Consider the following 21,105-nt stretch of genomic DNA (forward strand, 5'->3'; position numbering starts at 1 on the left):
CCACGTTTGGATACGCCGTGGGTGAACGGGGCTTCCCGGCCCGCCGCCTGGGGCATGGCAGCAAAAAGCCCCCGGACAATGTCCGAGGGCTTTCGCAGGTGGAGATGGGGGGAATTGAACCCCCGTCCGATGTCGTGTTGTCAGGGCTTCTCCGGGCGCAGTTTGCGTCGGATTTTCTCGGCCCCAGCCATCCTGCAAACAGGTGGCTGATCCGGGCCCAGTCATCTAAAAGTCCCGTTTACCCCAATGACAAAGGCAAACAGCAGTGGCTATCTAAATGACGCCAGGAACCGGGGCGATAGCAACCTCGGGCTGACGGACTGTCTTACTGCTTAGGCAGCGAGAGCGAAGTCAGTGCGCTTAGATTCGGCACTTATTGGTTTGCAGACAGCGTTTACGAGATAATTCTGCATCCTCGGCCCGCTTCACCTGTCGCGACTAACATCGTCGAAACCGATCATCCCCGTATTTTGTTACCAAACCGGCGGCCTCACCAAGCTCCGCCGGACTATCCATCATAACGCATCTACCGGAACGTTCATTCCCTGGACACGCCGTGACCGGTCAGCGCCTGTTGCGCTCCCGTAGTTCCCGCAACGACTCGCGTTTGTCCTGCTGCTCACGCAGCGTCTGGCGCTTGTCGTAATCCTTCTTACCGCGGGCTATGGCGATCTCCACTTTCGCGCGGCCGTCAAGGAAGTACAGTTGCAAAGGCACCACGGTGAATCCGGACTCACGGATTTTGTGCGAGATTTTGTCCAGTTCCTCGCGGTGCAGCAAGAGCTTACGACGGCGGCGGGCGGCGTGGTTGGTCCAGCTCCCCTGGTTGTACTCGGGGATGTGGATACCTTCCATCCACAATTCGTCGTTGTAGAACGTACAGAACCCATCCACCATCGAGGCGTGCCCCTCCCGGAGGGACTTCACCTCGGTACCCATCAGGGCAATGCCTGCCTCGTAGGTATCCAGGACATGGTAGTTATGCCGGGCCTTCCGATTGGTGGCCACTACCTTACGGCCACTTTCCTTGGGCACGGTAGAACTCCTTGTTTGATGCGGATTTCCCTTAGTGTACGCCAGGGCCAGCAAGGCCCCGCGCCATGGGGAAACAGTTTCGCTGACGGGGAAAGCCTTTACAGCAGCGTCATGGGGTCCACGGCAACTCCATTGAGCCACGTCTCAAAGTGGGCGTGGCAACCAGTGGAGTTACCCGTGCTTCCCGAGTAGGCAATGAGCTGGCCCTGTGAGACCCGTTGTCCGTTCGCCACCACGATGCTGCTGTTGTGGTAGTAGATGGTGGTCAATGAGTTGCCTTGCACCACACCGTGGGACAGCTTGACGCGCCAGCCGCCGCCGTCCGCCGAGTTCCACCCGGAGTTGAAGACTTCACCGGCCGCAGCAGCGTAGACCGGAGTTCCACAAGGCGCTCCAAAGTCGATACCCGTGTGCATGTAGCCACCGGTGCCGTAGAAATCGATGGTTCCGGGCGGCGTCGCACGCCATCCGAATCCTGAGGTGATGGGAACGTAACTGGCGAAGGGGTGCCGCAGGCCAAAGGACGACGGCGAGCCCACCGGCGGGACGAACGGGGTTTCCGGCGGTGCAGGCTTGCCTTGCGCAGCTGCGGCAGCGGCCGCGGCGGCTGCCGCCTCGGCAGCGAGCCTGCGCTGTTCCGCTTCCCATGCTTCGCGGAGTTTGCGGTCTCGCTCAGCGATCTCCGCCGCGACCGAATCCTGTTCCGACTTCACGCGGGCCAAGTCGGCTTCAATTCCGGGCTTGGCGGCTTGAAGCTGCCCGTTCAGCCGGGTGGTGTCCTCAATGAGTTTATCCACCTCGGCCTTTTTGCTGGCGGCTTCATCGCGGGCCGCCTTCTCCCGGTTCAAGGCCTCGTCCGCTTTCGCCTTGAGGTCCTGGATCTCGGCCTCGACAGCCGCAAGGCGCGCCTGGGAGTTCACGTTGGTGGCGTTCTGCTGCGTCAGCTTGGTCATGGCGGCGTTCTGGCTCCGCATGGCCTGGTCGGCGAGGTCCATGGACTCAGTAAGGCTGCCGGACTCGTTCGAGCCGAACAACAGCGCGATGTTGGTGGGGACGCCGCCGGACTTGTAGGCCTGCGACGCGATCTGGCCGATCAATTTCTTGGTATCGGTGATCTTCTGCTTGTCGCTTTCCAGCTGCTCGGTGATCTTCGCCTTGTTCTGCTGGGCCAGCTCCACCCTTGCCGCCAGGGCTTCAACTTCCTTGACCGCGCTCGCGACCCGGCCCTGTGCCTCCAGCAGCGCCTGCTGGGCACCGGGAAGCCGCCCCTGGTAGACCACCAGGTCAGCAGCTGCCTTGGCGATCTTGGCGTCCACGAACTCGAGGGATGCCTGGACCCGTGCAGCCTCCGCCTCAAGCGCTGCCTGCTGGTCGTCCAGGTTGTCGGCCTGGGCCGCAGGAGCACCTGAAAGGATGCTGGCAGCCAGGCCCACGGCCAGGACTGCGCCGAGAATCCGGGCTTTTCCGCCTGCCAGGTGCCGACGAAGTGAAATCCGGTCCAACGTGGTCATCATGAGTCCTTTGCATTCACCGGCATCGTCTGTGCTGTTCCGTCCGTTGGCCATACTAAACCTTCAAGTAGCGGCGGAGGGTTAACAACGAGGATATCCCGGCCAGGCCACCGCCCAGGGCGATGAGCACGGGAGCGATCACCAGGACCTGGGTGGAAGAGATGAAAGGCGTGTTGAGGAACTGCCTGGAAAGATCACCGTTGAGCCAGAAATGGGCCATGAGCCACAACGTCGCAGAGGCCAGCAACGCACCGACCACGGCGGCAATGACGCCTTCGAGGATAAACGGCAGCTGGATGACCGCCTTCGACGCCCCGACCAACCGCATGATGCCCGTCTCGCGACGACGGCTGAAGGCGGAGAGCCGGATGGTGGTGGTTATCAGAAGCACGGCGCAGAAGATCATCACGGCGGCGATGCCCACGGCCACCACGGAAGCGCCGTTCATCCAGGAGAAGATTCTTTCAAGGACCTGGCGCTGGTCGCTGACCGTTTCCACGCCCGGCTGCGAAGAGAACGTTTCGCTGATGATCTGGTACTTCTCCGGGTTCTTCATGTTGATCCGGAAGGAGGCAGGCAGTTGGTCCTCGGATACCGAGTCAACGATCGGCGAATTGGAGAACTGCTCCTTGAAGTGTTTGTAGGCCTCTGCCTGGGATTCGAATTGGAAGTCGTTGATGTACTGCTTGACCGCCGGCGATTCCAGCATGGCCTGAATGTTGGCCTGTTGTTCCTTCGTAGCCGGACCCGATGCGCAGCCCACTGTGGTTGAGCCATCGTTGCACAGGAAGACGGCCACCTGGACCTTGTCGTACCAGTAGCCCTTCATCTGGTTGATTTGCATCTGGAGCATGCCGGCAGCACCCACGAACGTCAGCGACACGAACGTCACCAGCACCACGGAGATCACCATGGACAGGTTTCGGCGCAGGCCGCTGCCGATTTCCCCCAGGATAAACAGGAACCTCACAGCTGGGCCCCCTGGGCGCGGGTGATTTCCTCGTCGCTGGCATCGCGCAGGCGTCGCGATTCACCCACCACGGGAATCATCGAGGTATACAGCGCCTTGGCTTCGTCCCGGATCACTTTGCCGTCCTTGAGTTCCACAACGCGGCGACGCATCTCATTAACGATGTCGTCGTCGTGGGTTGCCATGACCACAGTGGTCCCATTCTGGTTGATCTTGTCCAGGACACCCATGATGCCCATGGAAGTGATCGGGTCCAGGTTTCCGGTCGGTTCGTCCGCCAGGAGGATTCCCGGACGGTTCACCACTGCCCGGGCGATCGCCACACGCTGCTGCTCACCGCCGGACAGTTCATGTGGCATCCGTCGTTCCTTGCCTTCCAAGCCCACCGTCTTCAGGACCTCGGGAACGGTTTCCCTGATGATGGACCGGCTTTTGCCGATCACCTGCATGGCGAACGCCACGTTGGCGAAGACATTCTTCTGGGGCAGCAAGCGGAAGTCCTGGAAAACCACACCAATGCCGCGCCGCAGTTTGGGCACGCGCCAACTGGAAATGTTGGCCACGTTCTGGCCGGCGACATAGACGGAACCCGAGGAGGCCTTGTCCTCTTTAAGGATCAGGCGAAGGAAAGTGGATTTGCCGGATCCCGACGCCCCCACCAGGAAGGTGAATTCGCCGCGGTTTATCTCAAGGCTCACAGAGTCGAGCGCCGGTCGGGCATTCTGCTCATAGACCTTGGTGACATTCTCAAATCTGATCATGGCCCTTTTGACCCCGCCGGACATGACTGATTGGCCCAGTCCAACAGCCGGAGCGCGGGCTTTCGGTGGGGGAAGTGAGAGCACCGGCCTTCCGACTATACGCACGACCCCACGGTGATTTCGGGGCTTTAGGGGGCGTGTCGCCAAAACGGGGCCAACCCCGGAACCTGTGCTTAGTCGGCGGCGTTGCGGTTGCTGGTCCGCCAGCGGATCCCGGCGTCGATGAAGTCGTCGATATCCCCGTCGAGCACTGCTGAGGTGTTGCCTACTTCGTGCTCGGTTCGCAAATCCTTGACCATCTGGTAGGGATTGAGCACGTACGAACGCATCTGGTCGCCCCATGATGCCTTGACGTCTCCCGCCAGCGCCTTCTTTTCTGCATCTTCCTGCTCCTTCTTCAGCAACAGGAGCCGGGATTGAAGGACGCGGAGCGCGGCTGCCCGGTTCTGCAGCTGCGACTTTTCGTTCTGCATGGACACCACGATCCCCGTGGGAATGTGCGTCAGCCGGACGGCGGAGTCCGTGGTGTTAACGGATTGCCCGCCCGGCCCGGAGGACCTGAAGACATCCACGCGGATCTCGTTGTCCGGGATCTCGATGGAGTCGGTCTGCTCGATCAGCGGGATGACTTCCACCGCCGCGAACGACGTCTGGCGCCGGCCTTGGTTGTCGAACGGACTGATCCTGACCAGGCGGTGTGTTCCTGCCTCCACGCTGAGCGTCCCGAAGGCATACGGAGCCTTGACTTCAAAGGTGGCGGACTTCAGCCCGGCCTCTTCGGCATAGGACGTATCCATCACCGTGGTGGGATAGCCGTGGCGTTCGGCCCACCGAAGGTACATGCGGAGCAGCATTTCCGCGAAGTCTGCGGCATCGACGCCACCCGCGCCGGCCCGGATGGTCACCACGGCTTCGCGTTCGTCATACTCACCGGAGAGCAGGGTGACCACTTCGAGGTCCGCCAAGGCCTTGCCGATCGAGGCCAGTTCCTTTGCGGCTTCCGCCAAGGAGGCTTCGTCGCCTTCGTCCTGGCCGAGTTCAACCAGCACCTCCACGTCATCAATCCGTGCAGAGAGCTTGGTGAGGCGTTCAAGTTCCGACTGCCGGTGCGACAACCGGGACGTGACCACCTGCGCGGAAGCGGGGTCGTCCCACAGGTCCGGTGCTCCGGCCTGTTCGCTCAGCTCGGCGATCTCGGCCTTCAAGGCATCGACATCACTGACGTTCTCGATGGAACTGTAGGTAGCGCGAAGCGCACGGATTTCTGCGGGAAAGTCGATCTCAGCCATGATCTTTCCAGCGTACGCTATCGGCGCCGCTCACCCGGTTGGGCGCCGCTATTGCGTCAGGCGGGACCTCGACGTGGACCGCGCCTCAACGCGTATTCCCTCCGGCAGAAGAAAACTGACCACCGGAGGATGCGCGACGGCGGTGAGAACCACCACCGCGGTACCGCCGGCAAGGCTGCCGGTTCCCGGCGCAACGGACAGCCGATCATGGCTGGCATAGGCGTCGATGTCGATCAGGTACGCCCCTGCCGCGGCCACCACGCGTTCGTCCACCAGGAATGCACCCGGCACCTCCTGGGCGCCGATGTCTTCGGGCCTGAACGTGTCCGCCGCCGCGAGCGCGGCACCATCGGCCATCGAGAGCAGCCGTTGATGTTCCACGTAAACGGCGGAAACGGCCATGACAACGCTCGCAAGGAGCAACGCCAGCAGGATGAATCCGATCGTCAGGACCGTGATCTGCCCTACTTCGCGTTCTTTGCGGAAAGAGAGGCTTCTGCAGGCAGGCGCTGCCTCGTTCAAAGCCGGTACCGAGCTCAACGGAAACGCCCGACTTTTTGGGTTGCTGAAGCATGAAGGCGGGCGGCATCCAGGTGTAAGGCATCCCCAAAAGGCGCCATGGGCAACGGAACAGTGACCTGGATGGAGACCGTAACAGCGGCACCCGCGGACAGGCAGTCGTGACGATCGCATGAGACATCCAAGGCAACGGCGTCCGGCAGGAAGCCGTAGTCCTTCGCCGCAACCAGGGCGGCTTGCTCGGCTGCAGCCCGGGCCGCGCCGGGTTCGGCCTGTTGCACGTAGGCTTTCGCGGCCTGGTCGGCCGCTCCAACCACGGCAAACATTCCCCCTTGGATCTGGCCGATGGTCACGACGAAGTAGATGAGCGGAACCATGAGCAACAGCCCAAGAAGTATGAATTCCACGGAGGCGTTTCCCCGTTCGGCCTCAAGGCACCACGGCATGCCCGACCACTTTCAACGAGCCTCCGGCGCCCAGGAGTCCAACCACGGGCAGCGGCGCAGTGACCCTCACTTCCAGGGTTCGGATGCCCCCTGCTTCGACCACTGCCGTCGTGATGTCCTCCGCGAACCGTTCGTTGAGGACACCGGTGATCAGTTCGGTGGTCCTCTCCTCGGCGTCGGCCGCCGTACGGTCTGCCATGGCCCCGTAGCGGGCGCCGGAAGCAGCAGCGTCAATGAGCGTGTTGCGAACGTGGAGGACCAGCATCAGTTGGACCACGGCAACGAACAGGGCCGTCATCACCGAACCCACCAGGACGAAGTCCACCACGGCAGCCCCGCGCTCGCCCGCCGAGCTCTGGTCGGCGGGTCCCCGCGTGACCTCCCTTCTGTGGACTCCCGTTCCGGCTTTCGCGCAGCTTTCCGGCACTAGTTGCCCACCTTGGACATCGCCTGGTTGAAGAGGTTTTCCAAGGCAGGCGATGCGATGGCAAGGAGACCCGCCACGAGGATCGCGGACATTAAGGTGATCATTACCCACCCGGGCACGTCGCCCCGCTCGGTTTCGTCGTCCATAGGGGTGGCCCGCAGCACAAGTGCCATGGCCCAGGCGGAGAGCTTCCGCGTGCCGGAGGTTCCTGCGGCGCGGGTGGAAAAGTGGGTGGTCAAGGGATCCCCGATTCTTCATGGTTGTGAGTGAAATGAAAACTGTCGTGTCCGCTGTTTGTGGGCAGCGCTCCCTAGAAACTCAAGTCCAAAGCCGTGACTGCCGGGAAGGCAGCAAAGATGACTGTCAGGGGCAGAATGCCGAAGACAAGAGGGACCATCATTCCGATTTCCTTGCGGCCCGCCGATTCCATGAGCTCGCGTTTTGCGGCGTCCCGGACATCAGCTGCCTGCGCCCTCAGCACGTCTGCCAAGGGCGTACCGCGCTCTACCGCCACCACCAAACCATCCACGAACCTGACCAGCGGAGGAAGGTCCGTCCGGGCAGAAAGTGCCTGGAGTGCCTCAGCCAGTGGTTTGCCCGCACGGGTATCCGCCAGGACGGCGGCAAACTCCTCCGCCAGGGCGCCCCGTGAGGTGCGGCAGATCCTGTCCAACGCCCCTGCGGCGCTCTCCCCTGCGGCCACCGCGAGCGCCATGAGTTCTGCAAGGCCGGGGAACTGGGACAACAGTGCTGCATCGCGCCGTTTGATGGCCTGGCCCAACACGTGGTCCCGGAGCAAGTAGCCGCCCAGGGCGGCTCCCCAGATCAAGGCGACGCCACCCACCGGATTGAATCGGCCTGCGGCAGCGTTCACAGCAACACCGATCAGTGCGACTATGAATCCCGCGGCCGCCCACACCAGCTGTTCGGCCCTGAAATCCAGAACGGACTTTGCGGAACCAGCCCGCGCCAACCGCTTGGCCAAGGCAGCCCCACCCGGGTTGAAACGGCTGACGAAAGCCAATCCATCGCCGATCACGGGGCGAAGAATCCGCTCCAGCGCACCAAAGGGGCTACCAGCGGTGGTCGTGGCCCGAAGTAATCTCGATTCGAGGTTGACCGTCCTAAGCTGCGGTTCCACCCTGTCCGAAAACGTCATAGGGCGCATGAATGGCAGTCGGGCAACCACCAACCATGCTCCGGTTCCCAACAGCAGGCCCAGGAGGACAGCGGTGGTTGTGGAAGCGTTCATCCGAGCACCCTTTCGTCCTCGGGAAGGGCACCAATACGCATCATGGCGGTATAGCAGACTGCGGAAACAACAAGGCCGCCCAGGAGGACCATGGCCCCGGTCGCCGTGTTGTACGCGAGCATGGCTTCAGGCCTTCCGGCCATGACCACCAGGACTATCCATGGCGCAGCCACCGCCAGCCTTGCCCCGTTGACGGTCCAGGACTGCCGCGCTTCCAATTCATTGCGGGTCCGGGCACTTTCCCTGAGGAAGTCGGCCAGGGTTCCCAGCATGCGGCCGAGGTCGGATCCGCCAACCTCGCGTGTCATCCGCAGGGCTTCGATGATGCGGTCAGCAACGGGATCCGCCAGTCTCGCTTTGACAGTGGTCAAAGCAGCATCGAACCGTCCACCGGATCTGTAGTCGGAGCCGAAGTCCGTGAAGACGTGGCGCAGTTCTTCCGGGCCCTTGGTGCCAAGCTGGATCAAGGCATCAGGAAGGGAAAGTCCTGCGCGGATAGCCGAACGAAGGTGGTCCACAACATCCGGCCACAACTGCCGCAGCACAGCGCGTCGTCTCCGCGCCCGCCTGCGGACAACAGCCAGGGGCAGCCAGGCACCAAAGACACTGAAGCAGGCGGATACGGGCAGCGATCCCGTGACCAGGAAGAAGACCAGGAACGCCGCCAGGCCAACGCCCGCGCAACAAAACAGCAGGCCAGCACTGGAAACCTTTTCGATTCCCGCGGAGAGCAGCAGGAGTTCCAGCTTCCGCGGAACGTGGTTTCGACGCGCCTGCGTGTCGGGCTTCTCCCAGGCAGACCACCACACCAGGAACATCCCTACGCCACCCACAGCACCCAGCAAGGGAGCCATCAGTTCAATTCCAGCAGGGCCGCGACGTCGAATCCCGAGCGCGCGAACTTGTCGATGGCGGGCAACGAGGTGCCGTTGGGCACCAACCGGCCCTCGGCCATCTGGAACACCGGCGACGATTCGATCACGCCGTTCTCCACCCGGCGGCCAAGGGCCAGGATTTCAGTTACCTGCCTGCGGCCGGTGGAATGCCGGCTGCAATGCACTACGAGGTCAAGGCACGAAGCGACGGTGGGCACAACAAAGGCATTGGAGATGTTTGCTCCCGCAAGGAGTGGCAGGGTACAGATCTTGGTCACGGCATCATGGGCGGAGTTCGCGTGCACAGTGCACATGCCAGGGAGTCCCGAGTTCAAGGCAATGAGCATGTCCAGGCTTTCGGCTTCCCGGACTTCCCCCACCACCAGCCGGTCCGGCCGCATGCGCAAGGCCTCCTTGACCAGCCGCCTCATGGGTATTTCACCCTCCCCTTCGAGGTTAGGCTGCCGGCACTGCAGCCCCACTACATCCCTCAGCGGCAACTGCAGCTCGAAGATCTCTTCCACAGTGATGACCCGTTCCCGGGAACCGATGGCCGCAGCCAAGCAGTTCAAGAGCGTCGTCTTTCCTGCTTGGGTTGCCCCGGAGACAAGGATGTTCAGCCCGCTGGCCACCGCTGCGGAAAGGAACCTCGCCGATTGTGGCGTCAGGCTTCCCATATCCACTAAATGGTCCAACTTGCTGGCCCGTGCAATGAACTTCCGGATATTGACGGCCCAATGCTCTCGTGTGACATCCGGAATGGCCACGTGCAGGCGGGACCCGTCGGGCAGGGAGGCGTCGACAAAGGGGGTGGACAAATCCAGCCTGCGCCCGGAGCTCTTGAGCATGCGCTCCACCAGATCGCTGATCTGTTGACCGTTCAAGGTGATGGCTGTCAGTTCGGACTCACCGTTGCGGGCCACGAAGATCTGGCTGGGTGCATTAATCCAGATTTCCTCGATGCCGGGATCGTCAAGCAATGGCTGTAAGGGGCCGAATCCAGCGACGGCGTCAAAAACGTGCCGACGCGCCTCTTCCAATGGGCCAAGCGGAGGCAACGATCCCAGGAGGGACCTGTCGTCGTAGTCGCGAACTGCCGCATCGACCAGTTGCCGTATATCCGACCCCTTGTCCAAAGGATCCAGACCGCTTCGCCTGATGAGCTCACGGACCTCTCCCTCGACGATCCGCAGTGCTTCCATCAGTCCCCCAATAGCCCAATAACCTGTAAACGAGAGGCGCATCTCGAGTTACTTACGCTAGGCGAGCACGACCGCCCTTCCAAGCAGCCCGGTGGAAGCTGTGGATAAGTCCGCATCATTTACCCCTTTGGCAGCTCCAGCACCACTAGTCACTCCAGTTTCGAAGGTGTTAGGGTAATGCCCGTTAGGAGCTGGCCTTTGGTCTCATGCGCAGGCGCCCGCCCCGGAGCTTGTCCGCAAGCCATCACCATGCGCCGCTGAGCCGCGGCACAGGGCCGGAAATGTGGATATGACAAGCAACCCAGTACGGTCGATCCGTCGCATTCCCCTGGCCAAAGCGGGGTTTGCCCTTTCACTTGCCCTCGCGGCCGGTACCTTCCTGGTGACGCCGGCCTGGGCTGACGACTCCGGCCCGCGCCCGGTTCCGCCATCGGTGAGTGGGCAACCGACAGTTCCGAAGGCGGAGTATCCTCCCATCGGTTCGTCGCCGACCGTGGACGCCCCGCAGTCCGCGAAGACGCCGGCGGGTAACTCGCCCGCCGCGAATACCGCCGTCGAACCTTCAACGGCCGGGAGCCCGGCAGCTGCGCCACCTTCTTCCGATACCGCGCCCACTCCCTTGGCCGAGCGCGCGAAGCCTGGCGCAGCCCCGGATGCGGAGGCCCTGAAGGCCGCCATGAGGGCGGCCATTCCGGCCGGCGGTGCCGAAATGGGCCAACGGTCGCCACGTGTTGCTTCTTCGAAGCAGCAAGCCGGAACTGCAGGCCCCGCTGGAGCGCGCGGCGTTGGCAGCGTGGTGCCCATGGCTCCCGATCCCGGCCACTGGCAGCCGACAGTGGGCGTCCAGGGGCAGGACGTCAGCGCCCACCAAGGCAACGTGGACTGGCAAAGCCAGTGGAACCAAGGTTCCCGTTGGGCGTACGTCAAGGCCTCGGAGGGCAATTACTACGTCAACGAAAACTACGCGCAGCAGTACAACGGCTCCCGCAACGTGGGCATGGTCCGCGGCGCCTACCATTTTGCAATCCCCAATTGGTCTTCCGGCGCGGACCAGGCACGCTATTTCGTTGCCAACGGTGGTGGATGGACAGCTGACGGCTACACGCTGCCTCCTGTGCTGGACATCGAATACAACCCCTACGCCGGCCGAACCATCAACGGCTTCTACTTCGGCAACACGTGCTACGACATGTCCAAGGCCCAGCTGGGTCAATGGGCCGCAGACTTCGGCAACACGGTCAAGGCCCTGACAGGACGCTTCCCCGTCATCTACAGCACCACCGACTGGTGGAATACCTGCGTCGGGAACACGACCTTCGGCAGCTACCCCCTATGGATCGCCTCCTACTGGTCCAACCCCACCAACTCCCCCGGCACCATGCCGGCAAGCTGGGGCAACTACACCATGTGGCAGTACAGCAGCACGGGCCCCTTCCAGGGCGACTCGAACATCTTCAACGGCAGCTATGACCAGCTGCGGACCTTCGCCCGCGGCGTTTCCTACCCCTCAAATCCATCCATCAAGTCCGGCGCCGACATCCTCACCACCAGCGCGGCGGGCAGGCTCGACAATTTCCCGGCAGATGGCAGCGGCAGGATCACCGGCCCGGTCACCATAGGTTCGGGCTGGTCCGGAGCGAAGGCGGCCTACGTGGTCGACTGGAACCAGGACGGCGTCCAGGACATCCTTTCGCAATGGTCCGACGGCACGTTGAAAGTGTTCAGGGGCGCTCCCGGCGGGGGTTTCTACGCCCCCATCCAAGTGGGTTCCGGCTGGCAGGAAATGTCCCTCACCGTCGGCTGGTGGAACTCGAAGGATCCGTATCCCGGCGTGATCGGGCAGGACTACCTTGGCAACCTTTACCGGTATCCGAATTCCGGCGGCGGGGCCCTGGGCAGCGGTGTCAGGATCGGCACCGGGTTCAGCGGGCACCAGCTGAACCAGATCGACTTCGACGGCGACGGCAACCAGGACTTGGTCACACGAACCGCAGACGGGACGTTGCGCCTCTACAGGTCCAATGGTGTGGGCAGCTTCATCAACGAGCCCGCGAGGACCATCGGTACCGGATGGTCCGGCATGAGCGCGGTCAGCTCCGCCATCAACTTCAGCGGCGCAGCTTCCCAGGGCCTCCAGGCACGGGCAGCCAACGGCGACCTCTACTACTATCCGGCCATGTCCGGTTCCTGGGGCAACCGCAGCCTTATTGGCCTCGGATGGAACGACGCCAGCCTCATCAGCGGGGCACCCCTCGATGTGGAGACCACGCTGGGCATCGATGAAGAGGACATCCTGGCCGTCCGCCCGGACGCCAACCTTTACCGCTACCCCGGAACGGGAACAACTGCACTGCTGCCCCAGGACCTCCTGGGAACCGGGTGGGCCGGGCTGCAAGCAGGCTTCGTTACCGACTGGAACGGCGACGGCGCGCTGGACATTGTGGCCCAGTGGTCCGACGGACGCCTCAACGTCTACCCGGGCAGGAACGGCAGCGGTTTTGGCGCCCCCATCTCCCTTGGAAGCAACTGGAAGAACTGGACATTGACGGTCGGCACATGGAAAAAGGCCGATGCGAATCCGGCCATCGTGGGCTATGACGCCACCGGCCGCCTTTACTACTTCGCCAACCCCAGTGGCAAGACGGTTTCCACCGGAGTCTCCATCGGCGTCGGTTGGTCCGGACTGGACATCGCCCAAATGGACTTCGACAAGGATTCGAACGCCGACCTCGTGGCCAAGACCACCACGGGTGACCTCAGACTGTACCGAAGTAACGGAACCGGCAATTTCATCGCCGAAACCCCGCGCGTGGTGGGCACAGGCTGGGATGTCATTTCCAGTTTCGGTGCGATACGCAGTTTTGCCGGGGCAGGGTCCACCGGGATCATGGGCCGCACCACTGGCGGCGAGCTCCGCTATTACCCGGTTGGTTCCAACAGCACCTGGGGTACCCCGTCAAGGGTCGGAACCGGATGGAACGGCCTGACGATCCTCACCCCCGCGGCCAGGTAACCACCCGGCGGCACGTCATGAAGGGCCCGTCCACGGTAATTCTCCGCGTGGACGGGCCCTCGTGCGTTTGTCCTACAAGACGGTGGCCGCACGCGATATTAATCCGGCCTCAACCGGCCTAATTTCCTCCATCACATGTTCTAATGAAGGTGGTCTCACGTATTGGCTGTTCAGCGCATTCGGGAAACGGACTTTGTTTGGGGGCAAACGAAGAACGTCCCGCAGCGCGCAATCAAGGAGTGATCTTTTATGGCGTTTAGAGTTGGAACTGCCATCGCTGACATTACGCCGTCCCTGAGCACCAATCCGTATATGGCGGGATATGGGACTACCGATGGCGGGCGCGAAGCCACCAGCAGTTCCCCGTTCGAGCCCCTCTACGCCCGGGCCATCCTCATCTGGGAAGACGCCAGTCCCCACATCATCATCAGCCTGGATGTACTGGCCTTGCCGCGGGCCATGCACCAACGCATCAGGGACCGGATCCTTGATCTCGCGGACTGGTCCACCAGTGACATCCTCATCCAGGCCACGCACACCCACAACGGCCCTGCCTTGATCGACACGTTGCATCCTTTCATGGCCTATGGGCTCGCGGACCTGGGCTTGGTCCGGTCCTACAGCGCGGACCTTGAGGACACCATCGTGAATCTCGCCCAGGAAGCCCTGGACGCTGACGAGACAGCCGTGACCTTCGACTACAAGGTCTCCACCCAGAATTTCTCGGCCAACCGCGTGGGCCTGCCGTATACCGAGACGGCAGTGCCGATCCTGGTAGCCAGGCGGGGTAACGGCACCCCGGCAGCCGTGATCTTCAGCTATGGCTGCCACCCCATCAGCGCGGGGTTGCGGACGCTTTTCGACGGGGACTTCGCCGCCGGCGCCTGCAACTATATCGAGAACCGCAATCCGAATTGCTTCGCGATGTTCATCCAGGGACCCGCCGGCGACCAGGATCCCGGCGGCGTCCGCAGTTGGGAACTGCGGGACCAGCATGGCGATGCACTGGGAGCCACGGTCAACAACAATATGCAGTCCGCAGGCCGTGCCTTGGCCGGCCCCATGGTCACCAGGTACCAAGAGGTCCAATTGCCACTGGACATCACTCCAACGGCGGCAAACCTCGCAGCCGTGCGGGCAGCCTACGTCTCACGCCTTCCGAACCCTAACGGGCAGCCGCAGTGGTACCAACGGCATGCACAGGTGATGATCGGGCGGATCGACAGCAACAGCTACGCCACATCCGTGCCGTCCCCCTTCCAGGTCTGGAAGTTCAACGGCAGTCCCCAATTGAAGATCGCCATGATCGGTGGCGAACTTGTGAGCGGCTATGCCGCCTACTTCCGCAACAGGAACGGAGGGACCAACGGAATCATTGTTGGTGGATATGCCAACGAGTCCTGCTGCTACATTCCCAGCAATGAATTCTTTCCGCCATCAATGCCCCTGGGCAGCTACGAGGGTGGCTGGGAGCCGGATTATCCGGGAATTGCTGGCGGCTCCATGACCGTCTATGGCCACATTGCCCATTTCAAGGCCGGCGCAAATGGGGTGGAAACCACGCTGATCAATGCCATGAATTCACTGCTGGCCTAGAATTCAGGCAGCGGCAATGGCGCGGACCCGAAAGGGTCCGCGCCATTGTTTGTGCACCAGGAATAATTGCTAGGAAACCACGGCGGTCTTCAGCCACCTCGTAAAAATGGCCGCCTGTGGCGCCGAGGGCGCCAGGGTCAACGCCCCCTTCACCACGGGAACGCCATAGGCGGCCAGGGAGGCGGCCAGGTTCCGCGGATCGGTGCGGGTAGAGGCACGGATGATCCGGAGGCAGAGCGCGGAGGCCTGTCCACCCGGGGCTCCCGCGGCCACCGCTGCGTTGACGGCGGCGGTCTCTTCGGATGTCAGCACGTGCGGCCCCGAACCGACATAGGCCACCTGGCAGTCCGTGATGTGCATGTAGCGGGTGGATGCCCACACCTCTTCCAGGCTTGAGAACTTGCCAATGAGGCTGCCGTCTGCGGACAGGCACGTGAATTGGTACCTCACCAACGGCTCGGGCTTTTCCCTGGCCACATGGTCGTCCTTCGCGACGGCCGGCGCCACGTCAAGGGCGGAGGTTTGGGACGTTTCTACTTTGGTTCCTGAGCAACCGGCCAGGGCAATTGTTGCCACACCAAGCTGAAGAACACTGCGCCTGCGCATGTCCACCGAGGGATCCCCACTTCATTCGGATGCTCCCCAGCTCCGCATGCATTGGTTATTCGCCCCACGCCGTTTCCGGCTGCGTCTTAGTACATCTTCCCCCAAATTCCGCATTTGTCACTAGTAAAGTTTTGGCCGGCCGCCAGGTCCACCGTTTTGGCGGCCTCGGGAAGGCCACCGCTGGCTACGACGCTTCCGCCTGGCGCCGCGACCGACCAGGCGCATCCGTCGGTGGAGGTCCCTTGCTTGACCAGCTGGTAGCTGCCCGGCTCCATCTGTTCCCCAACGGCATGGGTACCATCGCCGACGCGCGTCCCGTTGGCCCAGCCGGCGAGGATCTTGCCCTGCGGGGCGTCGGGGCAGTACAGGGCCGCAGCAAGGAGGGTTGCCCGGGCACTTCCTGCAAACCCGTCCGGCCCCGCCTCGTCGCTGATCCTGGTGCACAGCCGGAGGATGTCCAACATGACGGCCAATCCACCGTCTCCCGCGTCCTGCTGGCCGGCGGCAGAAACCGCTTCGGCTTCTCGGGGTGTCGCTTCGAACGGCTGCTGGCCCTCGTAGCCGACTTCGCAGGAACCCATGCGGGTGTAGTTGGTTGCGGCCCAGACCTCGGCAAGGCTGGACAGTTGCACCTCCGGCGATGCGTCCAGGCTGGTGCAACGGAAGGAGTACCGCCCGGGTTCGTCGTCACCGGGGCCGACGTCACCTTGGCTGGGTGGGTCACTCAACGGAACGGACGACGGCGATGGGCTGGGTGCCGCGGTCACGGTGCCGCCCGTGGAAGCTGACGGGCCGGAACTGGCAGAAGGCTGCGGCGCAGGGGCGGTGCATCCGCCCACGAGCATCACCAGGAACACTGCCAAAGGGATCATTCTGCGCATCGCTACCTCCACCTCAATCGTCCGTGGCACGCAAACGGCGGTCAAGACAAGATGTGGTCAAGGCCGGCGGACGGGGTTCGGGTACGGTGCCGAAAAAAACCCACTAGTGACAAATGTGAAAATTGGGGGAAGATGTACTAAGACGCAGCCGGAAACGGCGTGGGGCGAATAACCAATGCATGCGGAGCTGGGGAGCATCCGAATGAAGTGGGGATCCCTCGGTGGACACGCGCAATCGCAGTGTTCTTCAGCTTGGTTTGGCATGCCTTGCCCTCTCCGGTCGCTCAAGAACCTCTCATGAAACCTCCCGCCATCCTGCCCTGGGCACCAAGGGTGAACGGCTGCGGCGACGCAAAACGACCGCCGTCATTGCGGCCGCAAGCCTTGCCACGGCGGCACTGACGGGAATGCTGTCGGCTGGTCCCGCCGCAGCTGACCAGGCCCGCCAAACCGTGGCCGTCGGCCTGACCAAGGCTGCCGGCGCAGTTGTCGACCCGAAGGGCCGGATCTGGGTATCCGATTCCAGGGCCGGCTTCTGCCGTGTCACCGAGACGTCCGGTGCAACCAATGGCGGCCTCGAAACCAGCACGTGCCTCGGCGGAACCCTTACCGGCCATAAGACTGGACCCGCCCTCGCCGGCACCCCGGCAATCATCGATCCAACGCCGGGCAACCCGGGCAGCGGTGACGAAATCGCGTTCATTCCGGATGCCGCCGTCGGAAGTTCCGAGGTATACCGTGCCGTGTGGAACGCAGGGAGCAGCGTCTTCAACTACGAGAGCCAGCTGACCATTTTCGACGGTGACCTCCGGCCGAACGCTGCCAGCGACGGCCCTGACGGCAACATCTACTTGTCCTTTGCCAATGCCAGGTCCATCGTCAAGATCGTCGATCCAACGGCGCTCCACCCCAGCATCGAGTCCATTGCCTCGGTCAATTCCAGCTCGCTGGGGATCGCGGCAACGCACCGCAACAGCGGCGGCAACGTCGTAGTGTATGTCGCGGAAACATCGGGCCTGACGGTCTTCACTGCACCGGACGACGGCGTCTTGACCAACTACGTACCTTCAGCCCTGTACAACGTCGGTAAGCCCACGGCCATCTACTACGACTGGCAGACGCCACTGGTGCTCTACACCGGAACCGGCGGCGGCACCGGCATTGCCGGTGCCGGCAAGGACACCATTTCCCGGATCGACCTGAGCAACGACTCAGTGGACAACCAGTGGGCGCTTGGCTTCAGCAAGGTCGGCGGAATCACCATGCGGGACGGCAAGGTCCTGGTCATGGACGATCCCGGACAACTGGACCCGGCCAAGCCGAGCGGACAGGGCAGGCTGCAGAGCCTCGGCGGCATCGTGCCGTCCATCGTCAGCGGCCCGACGGCGGCAAACGGCACCCAGGCCGCCAACCCCGCTTTCACCAATGACTCCACGCCCACCTTCACTGTGGCGTCGACGCCTCCGGGCGGCGCCCTCGACTGCAGCCTGCAACTGAGCACGGCCGCACCGGTTTGGACCGGCTGCACCAACGGAAGCTTTACGCCCGCCACCGCGTTGGCGGCAGGTGCTTACACCTTCTCCGTCAGGGCGGCACCATCCGGCGTTCCGGTTTCCCGTTCCTTCACCATCGACCTGACGGCTCCGAAGGCGCCGGTCATCACCGCACCGGCCGACGGGTCAACGGTCAACGGCTCTCCAGTTCTGGGGGTGACGTCGGATCCGGACTCCGTACTTTCCTGCTCCATTGATTCCACTACCGCGTTTACGGCCTGCACCAATGCGCAGACACTGAACCTTGCCACGGCAGGCCAGCATGTGGTCCGGGTCCGGGCAACAGACATGGCCGGAAACGTCAGCACCGTCGCCTCGGTGACAGTGACGGCAGACCTGACCGCCCCCCAGGTGAGCATCACCTCACCGGCGCAGGGAGCAACGGTGGGCGCCTCGCCGTCGTTCGTCTTTACGTCGACGTCAAGCGACATCGCAGGCTACCGCTGCAAGCTCGGCAACAATGCCTTCACTGAATGCACGTCGCCCAAGGCGTACACCAACTTGCCCAATGGAACGGCAACGTTCACGGTGGAGGCCAGGGACGCAGCGGGAAATACGTCCACTGCCACCCGGACGGTCACGGTGTCCGCTGCGGACACCACGGCCCCGGTGGTTTCGGTCAATCCAGCGGGCGGCACCTATGGTCCCAACAAGACCGTGACGTTGTCCGTCAATGAGGCCGCAACCATCTACTACACCACTGATGGAAGCACCCCCACCGCGACAAGCTCCGTGTACTCGGCACCCCTGCCATTGCAGACCATGTCCCTGAAGTACTTCGCCAAGGACACGGCCGGCAACTCCTCAGCCGTCGCCACGCAGGCCTACACGGTGGACAACACCGCCCCTGTGCTGACGGTGTCCCCGGCGGCCGGCGGCTATCCCTCCGGCCAACTCGTGACGATGACATCCAGCGAGGCCGGCAGCATCTTCTACACCACCGACGGCACCACGCCTGGTACGGCAGCCGCTGGAAGCACCAAGGCGTACGCCGCGCCGTTCGCGCTGACGGGAAACACTACCGTGAAATCCCTCGCCGTGGACGCCTACGGCAACACCTCAGCTGTCCAGTCCACCACCTACACAGTGCTGGATACAACGCCACCGGTGGTCACAGCCAATCCGGCCGCGGGGAGTTACCCCGCGAACCAGCAGATCACGCTGACGGCCAATGAAGCCGGCTCCAGCATCTACTTCACCACCAATGGCACCACCCCGACTGCTACGGCTGCGAACAAGTACTCCGCGCCGATCACGCTGACGACGGCCATGACGCTGAAGTACTTTGCGGTGGATCCGGCCAACAACAGTTCGGCAATCGTCAGCCAGTCGTACACGGTTGCAGCGCCACCGGCCAACACCTGGAAGGACTACACCGGGGACGCCAAGAACGATGTGATTGCCCGCGATAACGGCGGCACGCTCTGGCTCTACCCGGGCAACGGGGCCGGCGGATGGTTGACCCAGAAGTCCCTCGGAACGGGGTGGAACTCGCTCACCGCGATCGTTCCCACCAAGGACTTCAACGGTGATGGCCGCAGCGACGTCTTGGCCCGGGACGCCAACGGTGTCCTCTGGCTGTACCCCGGAAACGGTGCCGGTGGACTCCAACCGCGGATCCAGGCCGGAACAGGCTGGAACGCCATGACGCTCATCCTGGCGCCGGGCGACTTCAGCGGCGACGGCAAAGCAGACCTCCTCGCACGGGACTCCGCCGGCGCCCTCTGGCTCTACCGCGGGAACGGGACTGGCGGCTTCGGCACTGTGACACAAGTCGGCTCGGGCTGGAACGCCATGAACGCCATCCTGAGCACGGGCGACTTCAACGGTGACGGGAAAACAGATGTGCTGGCCAGGGACACCTCCGGCATCCTCTGGCTGTACCCGGGCAACGGTACCGGCGGCTGGCTCAGCAGGGTGCAAGTGGGCAGTGGCTGGTCCTCGATGACTGCCATCCTGGGCCCCGGTGATTTCAACGGGGACGGAAAGAACGACGTCCTGGCCCGGGACGCCGGTGGCAACCTGTTCCTCTATCCGGGCAATGGAACGTCCGGCTGGCTGTCCCGCAGCCAGGTCGGATGGGGATGGGGAGGCTTCACATCGCTCCCCTGACCAGAGCCACATAGGGCAGGACGGGGCTACCTGCCCTGTGGCTCATAAGAAAACGGCCCGGACGCAGTCACTGCGTCCGGGCCGTTTTTGGTGCGTTATCAGGCACGTTCCTTCATGGGATGCATGGTTGGCCTGTCAGGGCTGGCCTGGATGTCCAGCTGGAGCGAGACCAGCAGCATCTGAACACCCAGCACAAAGGGCACCACAGCAAGCATCACCGACCCCGCCGTCGGCGACCCGACACTGGCAGCGAGGACCCAGGCACCAACGCCGAGCCCCATGACGATCAGGACGAGTCCGGCGATCAGGAGCAAGGCCACGGCGGAGAAGGACCACACCATGTATTTCCACCAGACCCGGCGCCAGAAGCCACCGAACAACATGGCCAACAGTTCCGGAATGACCTTGCGCAGCTTGATGCTGGAGACTTCGTTTCCGTAAACAGCCGGAATCGGAACGTCGACGATCGGCACATCCAGGATGTTCAAGTGGATCAGGAGGTCGTTCTCGAAGCTGTAACGGGCCGCCACCTTGTTCATCGGCAGGCGGCGAAGAACCTCTGTCCGGATCGCGGTGTAACCGTTCTGGGGATCGAAGATGTGCCAGTAACCGGAGGCAAGCTTGGTCATGAAGGACAAGACGATGTTGCCGAAGATCCGGTAGCCGGGCATTCCTGCGAAGGATTCACCGGAGAAGAACCTGTTGGCCTTCGCGAAACCGTAACCGTCCACCACGGGATCAAGCAACTGGGGAAGGTACTCCGGGTCCATCTGGGCGTCACCGGCCATGACCACATTGATGTCGGCACCGAGCTCCATTGCAGCCTTGTGCGCGGTCAGGACAGCACCGCCGACTCCCTGATTGACTTCGTGACGGATCAGGGTGACCCTGCCGTCGTCGGCGCGCCGGGCAGCGCCGGAGGTGTCGTCGGGGCTGCAGTCATCGACGATGACGATGTGATCGACAAACTCCGGCATGGTCTGGATGACCTGCGCGATATGGTTCTCTTCTTTGTAGGCCGGTACTACCGCGGCAATTCGAACGCCTCGATACATCG

The 21,105-nt window shown here is 62.9% G+C and carries 18 protein-coding genes and 1 other RNA gene; 3 read left to right on the top strand and 16 right to left on the bottom strand.

What is annotated here, in order from left to right; translation table 11 throughout:
• Window positions 1–96: 96 nt before the first annotated feature.
• From ssrA to ACIQT2_RS03265, 13 genes are all read right to left on the bottom strand, one after another.
• Window positions 97–465, bottom strand: a transfer-messenger RNA (tmRNA) gene (gene ssrA / locus ACIQT2_RS03205).
• A 99-nt stretch (window positions 466–564) separates the two neighbouring features.
• A complete protein-coding gene (gene smpB, locus ACIQT2_RS03210) occupies window positions 565–1,035 on the bottom strand; it encodes an SsrA-binding protein SmpB (protein ID WP_364158310.1) in 471 nt (156 codons plus the stop codon).
• A gap of 98 nt (window positions 1,036–1,133) precedes the next feature.
• Window positions 1,134–2,546, bottom strand: a complete 1,413-nt coding sequence (locus ACIQT2_RS03215) for a peptidoglycan DD-metalloendopeptidase family protein (RefSeq protein WP_400330608.1) — start codon at window positions 2,544–2,546, stop codon at window positions 1,134–1,136.
• Between the two features lie 55 nt (window positions 2,547–2,601).
• Window positions 2,602–3,516: a permease-like cell division protein FtsX gene (ftsX, locus tag ACIQT2_RS03220; protein ID WP_400330111.1), complete on the bottom strand. Its 915-nt coding sequence runs from the start codon at window positions 3,514–3,516 to the stop codon at window positions 2,602–2,604.
• Window positions 3,513–4,277, bottom strand: a complete 765-nt coding sequence (ftsE, locus tag ACIQT2_RS03225; protein ID WP_400330108.1) for a cell division ATP-binding protein FtsE — start codon at window positions 4,275–4,277, stop codon at window positions 3,513–3,515. Before ftsE ends, ftsX begins: the two co-directional genes overlap by 4 nt.
• Before the next feature lie 173 nt (window positions 4,278–4,450).
• On the bottom strand, window positions 4,451–5,566 hold the full coding sequence (gene prfB / locus ACIQT2_RS03230; protein WP_402943513.1) for a peptide chain release factor 2: 1,116 nt from the start codon (window positions 5,564–5,566) through the stop codon (window positions 4,451–4,453).
• 48 nt (window positions 5,567–5,614) lie between these two features.
• Window positions 5,615–6,106 carry a pilus assembly protein TadG-related protein gene (locus ACIQT2_RS03235; RefSeq protein ID WP_402943516.1) on the bottom strand — a complete coding sequence of 164 codons (492 nt, stop codon included), beginning with the start codon at window positions 6,104–6,106 and terminating at the stop codon, window positions 5,615–5,617.
• Window positions 6,103–6,492, bottom strand: coding sequence for a hypothetical protein (locus ACIQT2_RS03240; protein WP_402943518.1), 390 nt, complete (start codon window positions 6,490–6,492; stop codon window positions 6,103–6,105). The genes ACIQT2_RS03235 and ACIQT2_RS03240 overlap by 4 nt, the downstream gene beginning before the upstream one ends.
• Window positions 6,493–6,514: 22 nt before the next feature.
• A complete protein-coding gene (locus ACIQT2_RS03245; protein WP_402943774.1) occupies window positions 6,515–6,859 on the bottom strand; it encodes a TadE/TadG family type IV pilus assembly protein in 345 nt (114 codons plus the stop codon).
• Between the two features lie 98 nt (window positions 6,860–6,957).
• Entirely contained in the window at window positions 6,958–7,197 is a 240-nt protein-coding gene (locus tag ACIQT2_RS03250) for a hypothetical protein (RefSeq protein WP_402943782.1), read from the bottom strand.
• 71 nt (window positions 7,198–7,268) lie between these two features.
• Complete coding sequence (locus tag ACIQT2_RS03255; RefSeq protein ID WP_402943521.1) at window positions 7,269–8,210, bottom strand: type II secretion system F family protein; 942 nt, start codon at window positions 8,208–8,210, stop codon at window positions 7,269–7,271.
• Complete coding sequence (locus tag ACIQT2_RS03260) at window positions 8,207–9,064, bottom strand: type II secretion system F family protein (RefSeq protein WP_402943523.1); 858 nt, start codon at window positions 9,062–9,064, stop codon at window positions 8,207–8,209. Before ACIQT2_RS03260 ends, ACIQT2_RS03255 begins: the two co-directional genes overlap by 4 nt.
• The gene (locus ACIQT2_RS03265; RefSeq protein ID WP_402943526.1) at window positions 9,064–10,287 is read right to left on the bottom strand and encodes a CpaF family protein; all 1,224 of its coding nucleotides are present in this window, start codon (window positions 10,285–10,287) and stop codon (window positions 9,064–9,066) included. Before ACIQT2_RS03265 ends, ACIQT2_RS03260 begins: the two co-directional genes overlap by 1 nt.
• 289 nt (window positions 10,288–10,576) lie before the next feature.
• Between ACIQT2_RS03265 and ACIQT2_RS03270 the strand changes: the two genes are divergently transcribed.
• Entirely contained in the window at window positions 10,577–13,300 is a 2,724-nt protein-coding gene (locus ACIQT2_RS03270) for a GH25 family lysozyme (RefSeq protein WP_402943529.1), read from the top strand.
• Between the two features lie 249 nt (window positions 13,301–13,549).
• On the top strand, window positions 13,550–14,896 hold the full coding sequence (locus tag ACIQT2_RS03275) for a hypothetical protein (RefSeq protein ID WP_402943532.1): 1,347 nt from the start codon (window positions 13,550–13,552) through the stop codon (window positions 14,894–14,896).
• Window positions 14,897–14,965: 69 nt separating this feature from the next.
• Here the strand turns inward: ACIQT2_RS03275 and ACIQT2_RS03280 are convergent, their stop codons facing one another.
• On the bottom strand, window positions 14,966–15,472 hold the full coding sequence (locus tag ACIQT2_RS03280; protein ID WP_402943534.1) for a hypothetical protein: 507 nt from the start codon (window positions 15,470–15,472) through the stop codon (window positions 14,966–14,968).
• Between the two features lie 116 nt (window positions 15,473–15,588).
• Window positions 15,589–16,383, bottom strand: a complete 795-nt coding sequence (locus tag ACIQT2_RS03285; protein ID WP_402943536.1) for a hypothetical protein — start codon at window positions 16,381–16,383, stop codon at window positions 15,589–15,591.
• 221 nt (window positions 16,384–16,604) lie between these two features.
• On the opposite strand from ACIQT2_RS03285, the gene ACIQT2_RS03290 reads away from it, so the two are divergent.
• On the top strand, window positions 16,605–20,048 hold the full coding sequence (locus ACIQT2_RS03290) for a chitobiase/beta-hexosaminidase C-terminal domain-containing protein (protein ID WP_402943539.1): 3,444 nt from the start codon (window positions 16,605–16,607) through the stop codon (window positions 20,046–20,048).
• A gap of 98 nt (window positions 20,049–20,146) precedes the next feature.
• Here ACIQT2_RS03290 and ACIQT2_RS03295 read toward each other — a convergent pair whose 3' ends face one another.
• Window positions 20,147–21,103 (bottom strand): glycosyltransferase family 2 protein, encoded by a 957-nt coding sequence (locus ACIQT2_RS03295; protein ID WP_397322327.1) that lies wholly within the window; start codon window positions 21,101–21,103, stop codon window positions 20,147–20,149.
• Between the last annotated feature and the right edge of the window lie 2 nt (window positions 21,104–21,105).

Origin of the sequence: Paenarthrobacter sp. NPDC090522 (assembly GCF_044769225.1) — a bacterium.
GTDB lineage: Bacteria > Actinomycetota > Actinomycetes > Actinomycetales > Micrococcaceae > Arthrobacter.